The organism is Flavobacterium potami, assembly GCF_020026915.1.
Taxonomy (GTDB): Bacteria; Bacteroidota; Bacteroidia; order Flavobacteriales; family Flavobacteriaceae; genus Flavobacterium; species Flavobacterium potami.
This window is the reverse complement of the sequence record NZ_JAINUY010000007.1, coordinates 346,780-363,051: the sequence shown is the minus strand read 5'-3', so window position 1 is coordinate 363,051 and position 16,272 is coordinate 346,780. Positions and strand designations below refer to the sequence as shown.

Below are 16,272 nucleotides of genomic sequence, written 5' to 3'. Positions count from 1 at the left end.
TCCTAATTAATAAATGTATTCTTCTTTATTAGCCATCATTTCGTTGTAATCGTCTTTAGATCCTACGATAGTGTTATCATACTCTCTCATACCAGTTCCCGCAGGAATTCTGTGTCCAACAATTACATTTTCTTTTAATCCTTCTAAGTCATCTACTTTACCAGCTACTGCAGCTTCGTTAAGTACTTTCGTTGTCTCCTGGAATGAAGCCGCAGAAATGAATGATTTAGTTTGTAACGAAGCTCTTGTAATACCTTGTAAAACTGGCGTTGCAGTTGCAGTGATTACGTCTCTTGCTACAACAAGATTTTTATCTGTACGCTTCAATAATGAGTTTTCATCACGTAATTCACGAGGCGTAATAATCTGACCTGGTTTCAACACTGAAGAATCTCCAGCATCTTCAACCACTTTCATACCGTATAATTTATCGTTTTGAACGATGAAATCTTTAGTGTGAATTAATTGGTCTTCTAAGAATAAAGTATCACCTGGATCCTGAACTCTTACTTTACGCATCATTTGACGAATAACCACCTCGAAGTGTTTGTCATTAATTTTTACCCCTTGTAAACGGTAAACCTCTTGGATTTCATTTACCAAGTACTGTTGAACAGCAGCTGGACCTTGAATTCTTAAGATATCATCTGGTGTAATTGCACCATCAGACAATGGAACTCCCGCTCTTACGAAGTCATTTTCTTGTACTAAGATTTGGCTTGAAAGTTTAACTAAATACTTTTTAACCTCACCAAATTTAGACTCGATAACGATCTCACGGTTACCTCTCTTAATTTTTCCAAAAGATACAACACCATCAATTTCAGATACAACTGCTGGGTTAGAAGGGTTACGAGCCTCAAGCAACTCAGTAATTCTAGGAAGACCTCCCGTGATATCGCCCGCTTTAGAAGAACGACGTGGGATCTTAACTAATACTTTACCTGCTTTAATTTTCTCACCATTTTCAACCATTAAGTGTGCACCTACTGGTAAGTTGTAAGAACGAATCAATTCACCTTCTTTACCGTAAACCAATAAAGTTGGGATTAATTTTTTGTTTCTAGCCTCAGAAATTACTTTTTCTTGGAAACCAGTCTGCTCATCGATCTCAACCATGAACGATTGTCCTTGCTCTAAATCTTCGTAAGCAATCTTACCAGTAAACTCAGAAACAATTACACCGTTATATGGATCCCATTTACAGATTACAGTTCCTTTAGCAACAGTATCTCCATCATTAACAAAAATACTAGATCCGTAAGGAATGTTATGTGTATTTAAAACAATTCCAGTTTTCTCATCAACTAATTTCAACTCAGTTGAACGAGAAACTACGATATCAACAGAGTTACCTTCTCCGTCTTCACCTTTAACTGTTTTTAAATCTTCAATTTCAAGTCTACCAGCGAATCTTGTAACAATACTAGACTCTTCAGAGATACCTCCAGCAACCCCTCCAACGTGGAACGTACGAAGTGTCAACTGTGTACCTGGCTCTCCAATAGACTGAGCTGCAATAACTCCGACAGCTTCTCCTCTTTGTGTCATCTTACCAGTAGCTAAGTTTCTACCGTAACATTTAGCACAAATACCTTTTAAAGCTTCGCAAGTTAATGGAGATCTAACTTCTACTTTTTCAATTGGAGAAGCCTCGATAGTTCTCATAATTGATTCAGTAATTTGTTCTCCAGATTTAACCATTACTTCGTTAGTAAGAGGATTAATAACGTCTTGTAATGCAACACGTCCTAAAATTCTCTCTCCTAAAGATTCAACGATTTCTTCATTTTTCTTCAATGCTGCAACTTCAACACCTCTTAAAGTTCCACAATCTTCGATGTTAACAATAACATCTTGAGAAACGTCATGAAGCCTTCTTGTCAAGTAACCAGCATCGGCTGTTTTAAGAGCCGTATCCGCAAGACCTTTACGAGCACCGTGAGTAGAAATGAAGTACTCAAGGATCGAAAGACCTTCCTTAAAGTTTGAAAGAATCGGGTTTTCAATAATCTCACCACCACCAGCAGTAGATTTTTTAGGCTTAGCCATCAAACCACGCATACCAGTTAACTGACGAATCTGTTCCTTAGAACCCCTCGCCCCAGAGTCAAGCATCATATATACAGAGTTGAAACCTTGTTGGTCTTCTCTAATATTTTTCATTGCTAACTCTGTTAACTGAGCATTTGCTGAAGTCCATACGTCAATAACTTGGTTGTAACGCTCGTTATTTGTGATAAGACCCATGTTATAGTTAGTTGAGATACCTTCAACTTGCTCTCTAGCATCTGCAATTAACTTCGTTTTTTGTTCTGGAATTCTAATATCACCTAAAGAGAATGATAAACCTCCTCTAAATGCGAATTTATAACCCATATCTTTCATATTATCCAAGAAAGCTGCCGTTGTAGGTACATCAGTCACACTTAAAATGTGTCCGATAATATCTCTAAGGTTTTTCTTAGTCAATACGTCGTTGATATATCCAGCTGCTTCAGGTACTACTTCGTTAAATAATACACGTCCTGCAGTTGTTTGAATAATTTGGTAAACTAATTCTCCAGCGTCATTAAAATCTTTTGCACGGATTTTCACACGAGCATTCAATTCTAATCTTCCTTCGTTTAATGCAATGTTTACTTCTTCAGCAGAGTAGAAAGTCAAATCCTGACCAATAATTTTGTGATCTTCTGTAGAAATACGCTCTTTGGTCATATAGTATAGACCCAAGACCATGTCCTGAGAAGGTACAGTAATTGGAGCACCATTTGCAGGGTTCAAGATATTGTGAGAAGCCAACATTAATAATTGTGCCTCTAAAATAGCCTCTGGTCCTAATGGTAAGTGAACCGCCATCTGGTCACCATCGAAATCGGCGTTGAAAGCCGTACATACTAATGGGTGTAACTGGATCGCTTTTCCTTCAATTAATTTTGGTTGGAATGCCTGAATACCAAGTCTGTGCAAAGTAGGAGCACGGTTAAGTAATACTGGGTGACCTTTAATTACGTTTTCAAGGATATCCCAAACTACAGGCTCTTTTTTGTCAATGATTTTCTTAGCAGATTTTACTGTTTTTACAATACCTCTTTCGATCAACTTACGAATAACGAATGGTTTGTATAACTCAGATGCCATATCTTTTGGCAATCCGCACTCATATAATTTTAACTCTGGACCAACGACAATTACCGAACGAGCAGAATAATCCACACGTTTTCCTAAAAGGTTTTGACGGAAACGTCCTTGTTTACCTTTTAAAGAGTCAGATAATGATTTTAATGGTCTGTTTGATTCTGTTTTAACAGCAGAAGCTTTACGTGTGTTATCGAATAATGAATCTACAGATTCTTGTAACATACGTTTCTCGTTTCTTAAGATAACTTCTGGAGCTTTAATCTCCATTAATCTTTTCAAACGGTTGTTACGGATGATTACACGACGATATAAATCGTTCAAATCTGAAGTTGCAAAACGACCTCCATCAAGTGGCACAAGCGGACGTAATTCTGGTGGAATAACTGGAACCACTTTCATAATCATCCATTCTGGACGGTTTTCGCGGTTTTCGTTAGACTCACGGAAAGACTCAACAACTTGTAATCTTTTTAAAGCCTCAGTTTTTCTTTGTTTAGATGTCTCGTTGTTAGCGCTGTGTCTTAATTCATAAGATAAAGCATCTAGATCAATACGAGCTAATAAATCCATAATACACTCTGCTCCCATTTTGGCAACAAATTTATTAGGATCTAAATCATCTAAATATTGGTTTTCTTGTGGAAGAGTATCTAAAATGTTTAAGTATTCTTCTTCAGTTAAGAAATCTAATCTTTGTAATGATTCTCCATCTGCATTTTTAGCGATACCAGCTTGGATTACTACGTATCTTTCGTAGTAAATGATCATATCTAATTTCTTAGATGGAAGACCAAGGATATAACCAATTTTGTTTGGAAGAGAACGGAAGTACCAGATATGAGCAATTGGCACAACAAGGTTGATGTGTCCTACTCTATCACGACGTACTTTTTTCTCAGTAACTTCAACACCACAACGGTCACAGATGATACCTTTGTAACGAATTCTTTTATACTTACCACAAGCACATTCGAAATCTTTTACTGGTCCGAAGATTCTTTCGCAGAAAAGCCCGTCACGCTCTGGTTTGTGAGTTCTATAGTTAATTGTTTCTGGCTTTAAAACCTCTCCTCTTGATTCTTTCAAGATAGATTCTGGTGAAGCCAATCCAATAGAGATTTTGTTAAATCTTTTTACTGGATTTTTATCTTTATTGTTTCTGTTATTCATCATAGTTTTTACTATTGATTTATTTGCAATTAAAAAATTGAATTTAGATTTATAATCTACTCTTAAAAAAATAAAGAGTTAATCATTCAGCTACTACCTCGGGTTACTTCTCTAAACTTCAAACTCTTGTTTGAAGCGCTAGTTATAAAATGCCTCGCATTGTTATAAAAAATCGGAACGGGTTACGGGTATAAATCTTTAAAAACTTGTAACATTTTGTAAACAGTCTCAGTCCCAGTTTTCAGTGCTAAACTGAATACTGAGACTGTAACTGAAAACTTTTATTATTCTTCCAAACGAAGATCTAATCCTAGACCTTTCAATTCGTGCATTAATACATTGAATGATTCTGGTAAACCTGGTTCTGGCATTGTTTCACCCTTAACGATAGCTTCGTAAGTTTTCGCTCTACCAATAACGTCATCAGACTTAACAGTTAAGATTTCACGTAGTGTACTAGAAGCTCCATAAGCCTCAAGTGCCCAAACCTCCATCTCTCCGAAACGCTGACCTCCGAATTGAGCTTTACCTCCAAGTGGCTGTTGCGTAATCAATGAGTATGGTCCGATAGAACGTGCGTGCATCTTATCATCAACCATGTGTCCTAATTTAAGCATGTAAATTACACCCACAGTTGCTTTTTGTGCAAAACGCTCTCCAGTTCCACCATCAAATAGGTAAGTATGTCCAAAACGTGGTACGTTAGCCTCATCAGTCAAAGCGTTGATCTCGTCTAGAGAAGCACCGTCGAAAATTGGAGTAGCAAATTTTCTACCCAAGTTCATACCAGCCCAACCTAATACAGTCTCATAAATCTGACCGATGTTCATACGTGAAGGTACCCCAAGTGGGTTCAACACGATATCAACTGGCGTTCCGTCTTCAAGGAAAGGCATATCTTCATGACGAACGATTCTAGCAACAATACCTTTGTTACCGTGACGTCCCGCCATTTTATCCCCTACTTTCAACTTACGTTTCTTAGCAATATAAATCTTAGCTAATTTCAAGATTCCAGATGGCAATTCATCTCCAACTGTGATAGTGAATTTCTCTCTTCTTAAAGATCCTTGTAAGTCGTTTAGCTTAATTTTATAGTTATGAATCAAATCATTAACCATTTTATTAGTAGCATCATCAGCAACCCATTGACCTTTGCTTAAGTGAGCGAAATCTTCTACTGCGTAAAGCATTTTTTGAGTATATTTTTTACCTTTTGGTAAAACTTCTTCACCCAAATCATTCATTACACCTTGAGATGTTTTTCCGTTAACGATCAAGAATAATTTTTCAACTAATCTGTCTTTTAATTCAACAAATTTAGTTTCGAATTCCATTTCTAAAGCGCCTAAAGCATCTTTATCTTGAGTACGTTTACGTTTATCTTTTACGGCTCTTGCAAATAATTTTTTGTCAAGAACTACACCATGTAAAGATGGAGAAGCTTTTAATGAAGCATCTTTTACATCACCAGCTTTATCCCCGAAGATTGCACGAAGCAATTTCTCCTCTGGAGTTGGATCTGATTCTCCTTTTGGTGTAATTTTTCCGATCAAAATGTCGCCAGGCTTAACCTCTGCTCCAATTCTGATCATACCGTTTTCATCTAAATCTTTAGTAGCTTCTTCAGAAACGTTAGGAATATCGTTTGTTAACTCTTCATTTCCTAACTTCGTATCTCTAACCTCTAATGAATAATCATCAACGTGGATAGATGTAAAGATATCATCACGAACTACTTTCTCAGAAATTACAATCGCATCCTCGAAGTTGTACCCTTTCCATGGCATGAAAGCAACTTTTAAGTTTCTACCTAAAGCTAATTCTCCATTTTGAGTAGCATATCCTTCAGACAATACTTGACCAGGAACAACTCTATCACCTCTTCTTACGATTGGTTTCAAGTTGATACTTGTACCTTGATTGGTTTTTCTAAATTTAATTAAGTTATACGTTTTCTCATCAGCATCAAAACTTACCATTCTCTCGTCTTCTGTACGATCGTATTTAATAGTAATGATGTTAGCATCAACGTATTCTACAGTTCCATGCCCTTCAGCATTGATTAATACTCTAGAATCTGAAGCTACCTGACGCTCTAAACCTGTACCAACAATCGGAGCTTCAGGACGGATCAAAGGAACTGCCTGACGCATCATGTTCGATCCCATCAACGCACGGTTCGCATCATCATGCTCCAAGAAAGGAATCAAAGATGCAGAAATCGAAGCGATTTGGTTAGGAGCAACGTCTGTATAATGTACTGAACTTGGTTCAACAACTGGGAAATCACCCTCTTCACGAGCAATAACGTTACCAGCAGTAATTTTACCTGAAGCATCCATTTCAATGTTTGCCTGAGCAATCATTTTTCCTTCTTCTTCTTCAGCACTTAAATAAATTGGCGTACTTTCTAAATCAACTACACCATTAGTTACTTTACGGTATGGAGTTTCGATGAATCCCATTCCATTTACTTTTGCATAAACACCAAGAGATGAAATCAAACCAATGTTTGGTCCCTCAGGAGTTTCAATCGGACATAAACGACCATAGTGAGTATAGTGAACGTCACGAACCTCGAAACCAGCTCTCTCTCTCGAAAGTCCACCTGGCCCAAGTGCAGAAAGTCTTCTTTTGTGTGTAATCTCAGCTAATGGATTCGTTTGATCCATAAATTGAGATAACTGGTTAGTACCAAAGAAAGAGTTGATAACTGATGATAATGTTTTAGCATTGATCAAATCAATTGGTGTAAACACCTCGTTATCTCTAACGTTCATTCTCTCACGAATAGTTCTAGCCATACGTGCTAAACCAACACCGAATTGTTGAGACAATTGTTCTCCAACTGTTCTAACACGACGGTTTGATAAGTGATCGATATCATCAATCTCTGCTTTAGAGTTAATTAATTCGATCAAATATTTTACGATTGTAATGATATCCTCTTTAGTAAGCACTTGCTTATCCATAGGAATATCCAAATCTAATTTTTTGTTCATTCTGTAACGACCTACTTCACCTAAGTTGTAACGTTGGTCAGAGAAGAACAATTTATCTATAATACCACGAGCAGTTTCCTCATCAGGCGGTTCAGCGTTACGCAACTGACGGTAAATGTGCTCTACAGCTTCTTTTTCAGAGTTTGTTGGATCTTTTTGTAACGTGTTGTGGATAATAGCATAATCTGCTTGGTTATTATCCTCTTTGTGTAACAAAATAGATTTTACGTTAGAATCGATGATCTCTTCAACATTATCTTTGTCGATAATAGTGTCACGATCAAGGATGATTTCGTTACGCTCGATAGAAACTACCTCTCCAGTATCTTCATCTACGAAATCCTCATGCCATGTATTCAAAACACGCGCAGCAAGTCTTCTTCCAATATATTTTTTAATTCCTGTTTTAGAAACTTTAATTTCTTCAGCTAAGTCGAAAATCTCCAAGATATCTTTATCTCTTTCGAATCCGATAGCACGGAATAAAGTTGTTACAGGTAATTTTTTCTTTCTATCGATATATGCGTACATTACGCTGTTAATATCTGTAGAAAATTCTATCCAAGAACCTTTGAAAGGAATTACTCTGGCAGAATAAAGTTTAGTTCCATTTGCGTGGAATGATTGTCCAAAGAAAACCCCTGGAGAACGGTGTAATTGAGATACTACAACACGCTCGGCACCATTGATTACAAAAGTACCACTTGGAGTCATGTAAGGAATTGTTCCAAGATAAACATCTTGTACAATTGTTTCAAAATCTTCGTGTTCTGGATCTGTACAGTATAGTTTTAACCTAGCTTTTAAAGGCACACTATAAGTAAGACCTCTCTCTATACATTCTTGAATTGTATAACGTGGTGGATCAACAAAATAATCAAGGAATTCCAATACGAAGTTATTTCTCGTATCTGTAATCGGGAAGTTTTCCATGAAGGTATTGTACAACCCTTCGTTGCCTCTTTCGTCAGATTTCGTTTCTAATTGGAAGAAATCTTTAAAAGATTTAACCTGAACATCCAAGAAATCTGGATAATCAGGAATGTTTTTTGTCGAGGCAAAATTCAATCTTTCAGTCTGATTTGTTATCATCAATGGACAAAATTTTGATTAAAAAAAAGTAATTTTTTTGTGTAAAAACACACTGCGTAGTTTATACTTTCTTTTTAAAATCAATACATCTTTAAAAATAAACCGATAAAATAAAGTTCAATTTTCTTTCTTCGTATTGATCAAAAACTCTTTCGTATATTAAACTATTTGATAATAAAATTTAATGTATTTTATTATACGAAAAATGGTTTAGGCCTTTGAGTGTTAACTCTGGGCCTAAACCTAGTTCTTAAAACCGAGTTGAATTATTTTAATTCAACTACAGCTCCAGCTTCTTCTAATGATTTTTTAAGACCTTCAGCCTCTTCTTTAGAAACACCTTCTTTAACGTTGCTTGGAGCACCGTCAACTACATCTTTAGCTTCTTTAAGACCTAAACCTGTAAGTTCTTTAACTAATTTTACTACAGCTAATTTAGAAGCTCCAGCTTCTTTTAATACAACTGTAAATTCAGTTTGTGCTTCTTCAGCAGCACCATCTCCACCACCAGCAGCAACTACTACAGCTGCAGCAGCAGGCTCGATACCATACTCGTCTTTTAATATTGTTGCTAATTCGTTAACTTCTTTAACTGTTAAGTTAACTAATTGTTCTGCGAATTGTTTCAAATCTGCCATTTTTTCTATCGTTTAAAATGATTTGTAAAATTATAATTTATTTGTGTGTGCAATTTTTAAGCACTATAGACCCGCAAGTCTAAAGTTGTTTTTAAGCTTCTTCTGATTCTTCTCCAGAAAATTTGTTCTGAAGAGCAGAAATAATTCTTTGAGCTGGTGATTGTAACAATCCAATAAGTTCTCCAAGAAGTTCTTCTTTAGATTTAATAGTTGCTAATGCATCTAATTGATTGTCTCCAATATACACTTCAGAATTGATGTAAGCTCCTTTTAAAACTGGTTTATCAGATTTCTTACGGAAATCTTTGATAATTTTTCCAGGTGCGTTAGCAACATCAGAAATGAAGATAGCACTATTACCAGTTAAAACTGTTGGTAAATCACCATAATCATTAGCAGAAGCTTCCATTGCTTTTGCAAGCAAAGTGTTCTTTACAACTTCTAATTTGATACCAGCTTTAAAACAAGCTCTACGTAAACTTGAAGTTGTTTCTGCGTTTAAACCAGAAATATCAGATACATAAATGATATTTGTACCAGCTAACTGCGCAGTTAAATTTTCAATCGCGATTGATTTTTCTTCTCTAGTCATACTAAAAATTTTTAACTACCAATTATACTGCTTTTGGGTCTAATGCAATAGCAGGACTCATTGTGCTTGTAAGGTGAATACCTTTAATGTATGTACCTTTAGCAGCAGTTGGTTTAAGTTTTATTAATGTTTGAATAATTTCGTGTGCGTTGTCCACAATTTGCTCAGCTCCGAAAGAAACTTTACCAATTCCAGCGTGAACGATACCAGTTTTGTCAACTTTAAAGTCAATTTTACCAGCTTTAACCTCTTGAACAGCTTTTGCAACATCCATAGTTACAGTACCTGTTTTAGGGTTTGGCATTAAACCTCTAGGTCCTAAAATACGACCTAATGGACCTAATTTACCCATAACAGCTGGCATAGTGATGATTACATCAACATCTGTCCAACCATCTTTAATTTTTTGTAAGTAATCATCAAGACCTACATAGTCAGCACCAGCTTCTTTAGCTTCAGCTTCTTTATCTGGAGTAACTAATGCTAATACTTTTACATCCTTACCAGTTCCGTGAGGTAATGTAACCACACCTCTAACCATTTGATTCGCTTTTCTTGGATCTACACCCAAACGAACTGCGATATCAACAGACTCATCAAATTTTGCAGAAGCAACAACTTTCAATAATGCAGCAGCATCTTTTAGAGAGTATAATTTGTTCTTTTCAATTTTTGAAGCAGCCTCTTTTTGCTTTTTTGTTAATTTTGCCATTTCTTTTTCTTAATTAAAAAGGAGCATCTCCTGATACAGTTATACCCATAGATCTAGCAGTTCCAGCAATCATACTCATTGCAGATTCGATTGTGAATGCATTTAAATCTACCATTTTATCTTCAGCAATTGCTTTGATAACATCCCAAGTAACGCTAGCTACTTTTTTACGATTTGGTTCACCTGATCCAGACTTTAGCTTTGCAGCTTCCAATAACTGGACAGCCGCTGGAGGAGTCTTAACAACAAAATCAAATGATTTGTCTTTGTACACAGTGATTTGCACTGGACAAATTTTGCCAGGTTTATCTTGAGTTCTAGCATTAAATTGCTTACAAAACTCCATGATGTTAACCCCAGCAGCTCCTAAAGCAGGTCCAACCGGTGGCGACGGGTTCGCAGCACCTCCCTTAACTTGTAGTTTAACTACCTTACTAATTTCTTTAGCCATTTTTAAAAAATTTAACACTGTAATCAATGGAAGCGATTACAATGGTTTATTATAGTGTAACAAAAAATTATACTTTTTCTACTTGCATAAAACTCAATTCTAATGGAGTCTTTCTTCCGAAAATCTTAACCATTACCTCAAGTTTACGCTTCTCTTCATTGATTTTCTCAACAGATCCATTAAATCCGTTAAAAGGTCCATCAATAACCTTAACCGTTTCACCAACACTAAAAGGAATAGAACGAGTATCTGTATTTACAGCTAATTCATCTACCTTACCTAACATACGGTTTACTTCAGAAAGTCTTAAAGGAACAGGTTCTCCGCCTTTAGTTTCTCCCAAAAATCCAATAACACTAGTAATCGACTTAATAATATGAGGAATCTCACCAACTAAGTTAGCTTCGATCATAACATATCCAGGAAAATACACTTTATCCTTAGATGATTTTTTCCCATCTTTTACAGTAACTACTTTTTCTGTAGGAACTAAAACCTGAGAAACATAATCCTCCATACCTAATCTTGCAATCTCAGTCTCGATATAAGCTTTCACTTTATTCTCTTGACCACTAACCGCTCTAACTACGTACCATTTTTTCACATTATTATCTGCCATCACAAAAAAAATTATCCTTTTAACCAGTTAAAAAATCCAGCCAAAGCTTTTGCAAAAAATTCGTCTACTCCCCAAGTTGCCAAAGCGAATAAGATCGAAAATACAGCCACAACAATTGTTAATTTTTGTACTTCAGCCCAAGCTGGCCAAGTAACATTTGACTTTAACTCTTCGAAAGCCTCTGATAAATAATTAGTAACTTTTGTCATTTGATATATTTTTTATTGCACGGGCGGAGGGATTCGAACCCCCATCAACGGTTTTGGAGACCGCTATTCTACCCTTGAACTACGCCCGTAATTAAAGCCAGTGATTAAAAAAATAATCACTGGCTTTTTATTTATTTTAATAGAATTACTCTACAATTTCAGTAACCTGACCAGCACCAACTGTTCTACCACCCTCACGGATAGCGAAACGTAAACCTACGTTCATAGCGATTGGGCTTAATAAAGCAACCTCGATAGTTAAGTTATCACCTGGCATTACCATCTCTACACCTGCTGGTAAAGAAATAACTCCTGTTACGTCAGTTGTACGTACGTAGAACTGTGGACGGTAGTTATTGTGGAATGGAGTGTGACGTCCACCTTCTTCTTTTTTCAAGATATAAACCTCTGCTTTGAATTTAGCGTGTGGTTTTACTGAACCTGGCTTAATGATAACCATACCTCTTTTGATATCAGCTTTATCAATACCTCTTAACAATAAACCTACGTTATCTCCAGCTTCACCTCTATCAAGGATTTTACGAAACATCTCAACTCCTGTAATAGTAGAAGTTAATTTTTCAGCTCCCATACCAATGATTTCAACAGGATCTCCAGTATTAGCAACTCCAGTTTCGATACGACCTGTAGCAACAGTTCCACGACCTGTAATTGTAAATACGTCCTCAACTGGCATCAAGAATGGTTTAGCAACGTCACGTACTGGCTCTTCGATCCAAGCATCAACTGCATCCATTAATTCGATAATTTTAGGTACCCAGTTTGGATCATTGTTTAATCCTCCTAAAGCAGAACCTTGAACTACAGGACCATTATCTCCATCATATTCGTAGAAAGATAATAAATCTCTAATTTCCATTTCAACAAGCTCTAATAACTCAGCATCATCAACCATATCCACTTTGTTCATAAAAACAACGATTCTTGGAATACCAACCTGACGTCCTAAAAGGATGTGCTCACGAGTTTGTGGCATTGGACCATCTGTAGCAGCAACTACTAAGATAGCACCGTCCATTTGAGCAGCACCAGTAACCATGTTCTTAACGTAATCCGCGTGACCTGGACAGTCAACGTGAGCGTAGTGACGGTTAGCAGTTTCGTACTCTACGTGTGATGTATTAATAGTAATACCTCTTTCTTTCTCCTCTGGAGCGTTATCGATTTGATCAAACGATTTTGCTTGACAGTAACCAGCATCTGACAATACTTTTGTAATTGCAGCAGTTAATGTAGTTTTTCCGTGATCTACGTGTCCAATTGTACCTATGTTTAAGTGCGGTTTGGAACGATTAAAATTCTCCTTTGCCATTTTACTTAATTTTTAATCTTAGTTATATATTAATTTTCAATTTCCTACTTACTTGAGCCAATGTCGGGATTTGAACCCGAGACCTCTTCCTTACCAAGGAAGCACTCTACCCCTGAGCTACACCGGCAGAGAGTTCTGATTTTAGAATTCAGATTTTAAATTTTAGATTTTATTAATCCAAAACCTACAATCTAAAATCCCAACTTCTTTTTAGTGGGGAGAGCAGGATTCGAACCTGCGAAGTTCACACAGCAGATTTACAGTCTGCCCTCGTTGGCCGCTTGAGTATCTCCCCTAATTTTAAAATTCCATTATTTTAAAGAACCAATTTCCAAATCGTATTTGGAAATTATTGAGCCGATAGAGGGACTCGAACCCACGACCTGCTGATTACAAATCAGCTGCTCTAGCCAGCTGAGCTACATCGGCGAATACATTAAAAAAGTCCGCTATTTCTAACGGACTGCAAATGTAGCTATTTTATCTTTTAATCAAAACATTTTTTAAAAAAAATTTCAATTAAATGTGCGCTCTTATTTTTTCTTTCCTTTTTACAAGCAAACGTTCTAAAGATTCTGCCGAAAGCTCCACAGCCTCTTCAAATGTCTTACACTGTTTTTTTACCAAAAAGTCATCACCAGGAACATTAATCTTAATCTCAACCGCTTTATTTTCCTTATCACTCGTTCTTTCAACTTTTAAAAAAACATCCGATGAAACCACACGATCGTAGTATTTTTCCAACTTATCCATTCTCTCCTGAATAAAATCGACCAATTTTCTGTCAACAGTAAAGTTAACTGCATGAACATCTACCTTCATAATAAAAATTTTAGGATTAACACTTTGAAATTACTACTTATTCCGCGGATGTGCATCAATATATACTTTTTTAAGCTCCGCCAAACTATTATGAGTATAAACTTGTGTAGACGCCAAACTAGAATGCCCTAATAACTCCTTAACTGAATTCAAATCTGCCCCATTATTCAACAAGTGAGTTGCAAAAGTATGACGAAGCACATGCGGACTTTTTTTCACCTTTTCTGAGACCCTACTAAAGTATGAATTTATTAAACGATAAACAAAAGATTCACTCAATTTTAATCCTTTTTTCGAAACAAAGAAATAATCCGAATCAGTTAAATTTTCCAAACTACCCCTCTCCTTTATATATAAGTCGATCTGATTTTCAATAATTGGCAAAATCGGAATCAACCTCTCTTTGTTTCTCTTTCCCAAAACCTTTATAATACCTGTCGAGCGATCTACATTTTTAATCATCAAATGAATCAATTCTGCACGACGCATTCCCGTCACATAAAACATCTCAACAATCAACTTATCGCGCACCTCTTCAAAACCAACAGAATCCTCAATCTGACCTAACAAATCCTTCAACTCTTTTTCCGAAAAAGGAACTTGAACTACCTTCGGAGTTTTCAGAGATTTATGCTTCAACATAGGATTCACCTCAATCTGCTTCGACTTTAAAAGAAACTTATAAAAAGCTTTCAAGGAAGCCATTTTCCTATTCACAGATACATTTGAAATATTTTGATCCACCAAGAAAACAATCCACCTCCTAATTTGACTATAATTTACATTATCGATACAATCTTGCTCAAAATTTTCTTTTACAAAAATCTCAAACGCCATCAAATCATTCAAATAAGCATTAGCCGTATGAACAGAATACTTTTTCTCCAACAAAAGATAATCACCAAAAGCCTCTTTATTCGTTTTCATAAAAAATAAAATATCTCAAAATTAAGCATAAAAAAACCGTTAGCATCAAAATTAAAACATTTTGACCGCTAACGGTAATTATTTTTGAAAAGCTAATATTAACTTTCTAAGCTATCTTTCAAACCTTGAATGTAAGCAGCTTTTTGAATTTGAGCTCTTTTGATAACAGAAGGCTTAATAAAAGCAGTACGTGCTCTTAATTGACGAACAGTTCCTGTTTTATCAAATTTTCTTTTATAGCGCTTTAATGCTCTATCGATATTTTCTCCGTCTTTAATTGGTATAATTAACATAATATAGACACCTCCTCTCGTTAAGGCTGCAAAAGTAATTATTAATTATTAATTATCAATTATAAATCGCAAATTATTTTTCAAAAAAATCAAAAAGAGTTTTTTAAACTTATAAAATTACACTTTATTCTTTTAGTAAATTTCTAGAAATAACCAGTTTTTGAATTTCAGTGGTTCCTTCTCCTATGGTACACAGTTTCGAATCTCTATAAAATTTTTCTACCGGATAATCTTTTGTATACCCATATCCGCCATGAATCTGAACCGCATCATTGGCAATTTTAACGCAAGCTTCAGAAGCATACATTTTTGCCATTGCGCCAGAAGTAGTAACCGGTTTATGTTTTTGTTTTAAAAAAGCAGCTTTATGCAACAACAACTCAGAAGCTTCGATTTCTGTTGCCATATCTGCTAATTTAAAAGAAATTCCTTGAAAATTACTGATTGGTTGACCAAACTGATGTCTTTCTTTTGAATATTTCAATGCCGCTTCATAAGCCCCTTTTGAAATTCCTAAAGACAATGCCCCAATAGAGATTCTTCCTCCATCGAGAATTTTCATTGCCTGAACAAAACCTTGTCCTACTTCACCAAGTCTGTTTTCATCTGGAACACGGCAATTATCAAAAACAAGTTCAGCAGTTTCGCTTGCTCTCATACCCAGCTTATTTTCTTTTTTGCCCGATGAAAATCCTTTCATTCCTTTTTCGAATACAAAAGCAGTCATTCCTTTTGAATCACCTTTTTCACCAGTTCGAACAACAACAACAGCTATATCTCCCGAAATAGCATGTGTTATAAAATTTTTTGCACCATTCACAACCCAATGATCTCCATCTTTAACAGCTGTTGTGTTCATCCCTCCAGCATCCGATCCTGTGTTGTGTTCTGTTAGCCCCCAAGCACCAATACATTCAGCTGTTGCAAGCTTTGGGAGCCATTTTCTCTTTTGTTCTTCATTTCCAAAAGTTAGAATATGATTTGTACATAAAGAATTATGTGCCGCAACCGATAAACCTATAGAAGGATCTACTTTCGAAATTTCTTCAATAACTGTAACATATTCGTGATACCCTAAACCCGAACCTCCATATTCTTCTGGAACTAAAACCCCCATGAAGCCCATTTCGCCAAGTTGCTTAAATAAAGGAATAGGGAAAATTTGCGCTTCATCCCATTCCATTATAAAAGGCTTAATATTTTTTTCTGCAAAATCTTTTATAGACTGTGCAATCATTATTTGCGTTTCGTTGTAATCAAAGTTCATT

General features: G+C 35.9%; 13 protein-coding genes and 4 tRNA genes. All 17 read right to left on the bottom strand.

Going from position 1 to position 16,272, the window contains the following annotated elements; translation table 11 throughout:
* Positions 1–6: 6 nt before the first annotated feature.
* Positions 7–4,314, bottom strand: a complete 4,308-nt coding sequence (gene rpoC / locus K6T82_RS20405; RefSeq protein WP_223710060.1) for a DNA-directed RNA polymerase subunit beta' — start codon at positions 4,312–4,314, stop codon at positions 7–9.
* A 281-nt stretch (positions 4,315–4,595) separates the two neighbouring features.
* The gene (rpoB, locus tag K6T82_RS20400) at positions 4,596–8,408 is read right to left on the bottom strand and encodes a DNA-directed RNA polymerase subunit beta (protein ID WP_223710058.1); all 3,813 of its coding nucleotides are present in this window, start codon (positions 8,406–8,408) and stop codon (positions 4,596–4,598) included.
* A 266-nt stretch (positions 8,409–8,674) separates the two neighbouring features.
* On the bottom strand, positions 8,675–9,046 hold the full coding sequence (gene rplL / locus K6T82_RS20395; protein ID WP_223710056.1) for a 50S ribosomal protein L7/L12: 372 nt from the start codon (positions 9,044–9,046) through the stop codon (positions 8,675–8,677).
* Positions 9,047–9,137: 91 nt separating this feature from the next.
* Positions 9,138–9,638, bottom strand: coding sequence for a 50S ribosomal protein L10 (gene rplJ / locus K6T82_RS20390; RefSeq protein ID WP_223710053.1), 501 nt, complete (start codon positions 9,636–9,638; stop codon positions 9,138–9,140).
* Positions 9,639–9,660: 22 nt separating this feature from the next.
* Complete coding sequence (gene rplA / locus K6T82_RS20385) at positions 9,661–10,350, bottom strand: 50S ribosomal protein L1 (RefSeq protein WP_035619180.1); 690 nt, start codon at positions 10,348–10,350, stop codon at positions 9,661–9,663.
* Positions 10,351–10,363: 13 nt separating this feature from the next.
* On the bottom strand, positions 10,364–10,801 hold the full coding sequence (gene rplK / locus K6T82_RS20380; RefSeq protein ID WP_007807442.1) for a 50S ribosomal protein L11: 438 nt from the start codon (positions 10,799–10,801) through the stop codon (positions 10,364–10,366).
* Between the two features lie 67 nt (positions 10,802–10,868).
* Positions 10,869–11,420, bottom strand: a complete 552-nt coding sequence (gene nusG, locus K6T82_RS20375) for a transcription termination/antitermination protein NusG (RefSeq protein WP_008466925.1) — start codon at positions 11,418–11,420, stop codon at positions 10,869–10,871.
* Positions 11,421–11,431: 11 nt separating this feature from the next.
* Positions 11,432–11,629: a preprotein translocase subunit SecE gene (gene secE, locus K6T82_RS20370; RefSeq protein ID WP_008466927.1), complete on the bottom strand. Its 198-nt coding sequence runs from the start codon at positions 11,627–11,629 to the stop codon at positions 11,432–11,434.
* A gap of 18 nt (positions 11,630–11,647) precedes the next feature.
* Positions 11,648–11,718 (bottom strand) — tRNA-Trp (locus K6T82_RS20365).
* 56 nt (positions 11,719–11,774) lie between these two features.
* Positions 11,775–12,962 carry an elongation factor Tu gene (gene tuf, locus K6T82_RS20360; RefSeq protein ID WP_223710051.1) on the bottom strand — a complete coding sequence of 396 codons (1,188 nt, stop codon included), beginning with the start codon at positions 12,960–12,962 and terminating at the stop codon, positions 11,775–11,777.
* A 55-nt stretch (positions 12,963–13,017) separates the two neighbouring features.
* Positions 13,018–13,089, bottom strand: a tRNA-Thr gene (locus K6T82_RS20355).
* An 87-nt stretch (positions 13,090–13,176) separates the two neighbouring features.
* A tRNA-Tyr gene (locus tag K6T82_RS20350) sits at positions 13,177–13,257 on the bottom strand.
* 60 nt (positions 13,258–13,317) lie between these two features.
* Positions 13,318–13,391 (bottom strand) — tRNA-Thr (locus tag K6T82_RS20345).
* Positions 13,392–13,481: 90 nt separating this feature from the next.
* Entirely contained in the window at positions 13,482–13,784 is a 303-nt protein-coding gene (hpf, locus tag K6T82_RS20340; protein ID WP_035652108.1) for a ribosome hibernation-promoting factor, HPF/YfiA family, read from the bottom strand.
* A gap of 33 nt (positions 13,785–13,817) precedes the next feature.
* Positions 13,818–14,711, bottom strand: a complete 894-nt coding sequence (locus K6T82_RS20335; RefSeq protein ID WP_223710049.1) for a tyrosine-type recombinase/integrase — start codon at positions 14,709–14,711, stop codon at positions 13,818–13,820.
* Positions 14,712–14,809: 98 nt separating this feature from the next.
* Positions 14,810–15,004 (bottom strand): 30S ribosomal protein S21, encoded by a 195-nt coding sequence (gene rpsU / locus K6T82_RS20330; protein ID WP_026730435.1) that lies wholly within the window; start codon positions 15,002–15,004, stop codon positions 14,810–14,812.
* 124 nt (positions 15,005–15,128) lie between these two features.
* Positions 15,129–16,271 (bottom strand): acyl-CoA dehydrogenase family protein, encoded by a 1,143-nt coding sequence (locus K6T82_RS20325; protein ID WP_223710046.1) that lies wholly within the window; start codon positions 16,269–16,271, stop codon positions 15,129–15,131.
* Between the last annotated feature and the right edge of the window lies 1 nt (position 16,272).

Excerpts from the sequence above, each read along its gene's own strand:
- rpoC (WP_223710060.1), bottom strand. The coding sequence starts at position 4,314 with ATGATGAATAACAGAAACAATAAAGATAAAAATCCAGTAAAAAGATTT.
- rpoB (WP_223710058.1), bottom strand. The coding sequence starts at position 8,408 with ATGATAACAAATCAGACTGAAAGATTGAATTTTGCCTCGACAAAAAAC.
- rplL (WP_223710056.1), bottom strand. The coding sequence starts at position 9,046 with ATGGCAGATTTGAAACAATTCGCAGAACAATTAGTTAACTTAACAGTT.
- rplJ (WP_223710053.1), bottom strand. The coding sequence starts at position 9,638 with ATGACTAGAGAAGAAAAATCAATCGCGATTGAAAATTTAACTGCGCAG.
- rplA (WP_035619180.1), bottom strand. The coding sequence starts at position 10,350 with ATGGCAAAATTAACAAAAAAGCAAAAAGAGGCTGCTTCAAAAATTGAA.
- rplK (WP_007807442.1), bottom strand. The coding sequence starts at position 10,801 with ATGGCTAAAGAAATTAGTAAGGTAGTTAAACTACAAGTTAAGGGAGGT.
- nusG (WP_008466925.1), bottom strand. The coding sequence starts at position 11,420 with ATGGCAGATAATAATGTGAAAAAATGGTACGTAGTTAGAGCGGTTAGT.
- secE (WP_008466927.1), bottom strand. The coding sequence starts at position 11,629 with ATGACAAAAGTTACTAATTATTTATCAGAGGCTTTCGAAGAGTTAAAG.
- tuf (WP_223710051.1), bottom strand. The coding sequence starts at position 12,962 with ATGGCAAAGGAGAATTTTAATCGTTCCAAACCGCACTTAAACATAGGT.
- hpf (WP_035652108.1), bottom strand. The coding sequence starts at position 13,784 with ATGAAGGTAGATGTTCATGCAGTTAACTTTACTGTTGACAGAAAATTG.
- K6T82_RS20335 (WP_223710049.1), bottom strand. The coding sequence starts at position 14,711 with ATGAAAACGAATAAAGAGGCTTTTGGTGATTATCTTTTGTTGGAGAAA.
- rpsU (WP_026730435.1), bottom strand. The coding sequence starts at position 15,004 with ATGTTAATTATACCAATTAAAGACGGAGAAAATATCGATAGAGCATTA.
- K6T82_RS20325 (WP_223710046.1), bottom strand. The coding sequence starts at position 16,271 with ATGAACTTTGATTACAACGAAACGCAAATAATGATTGCACAGTCTATA.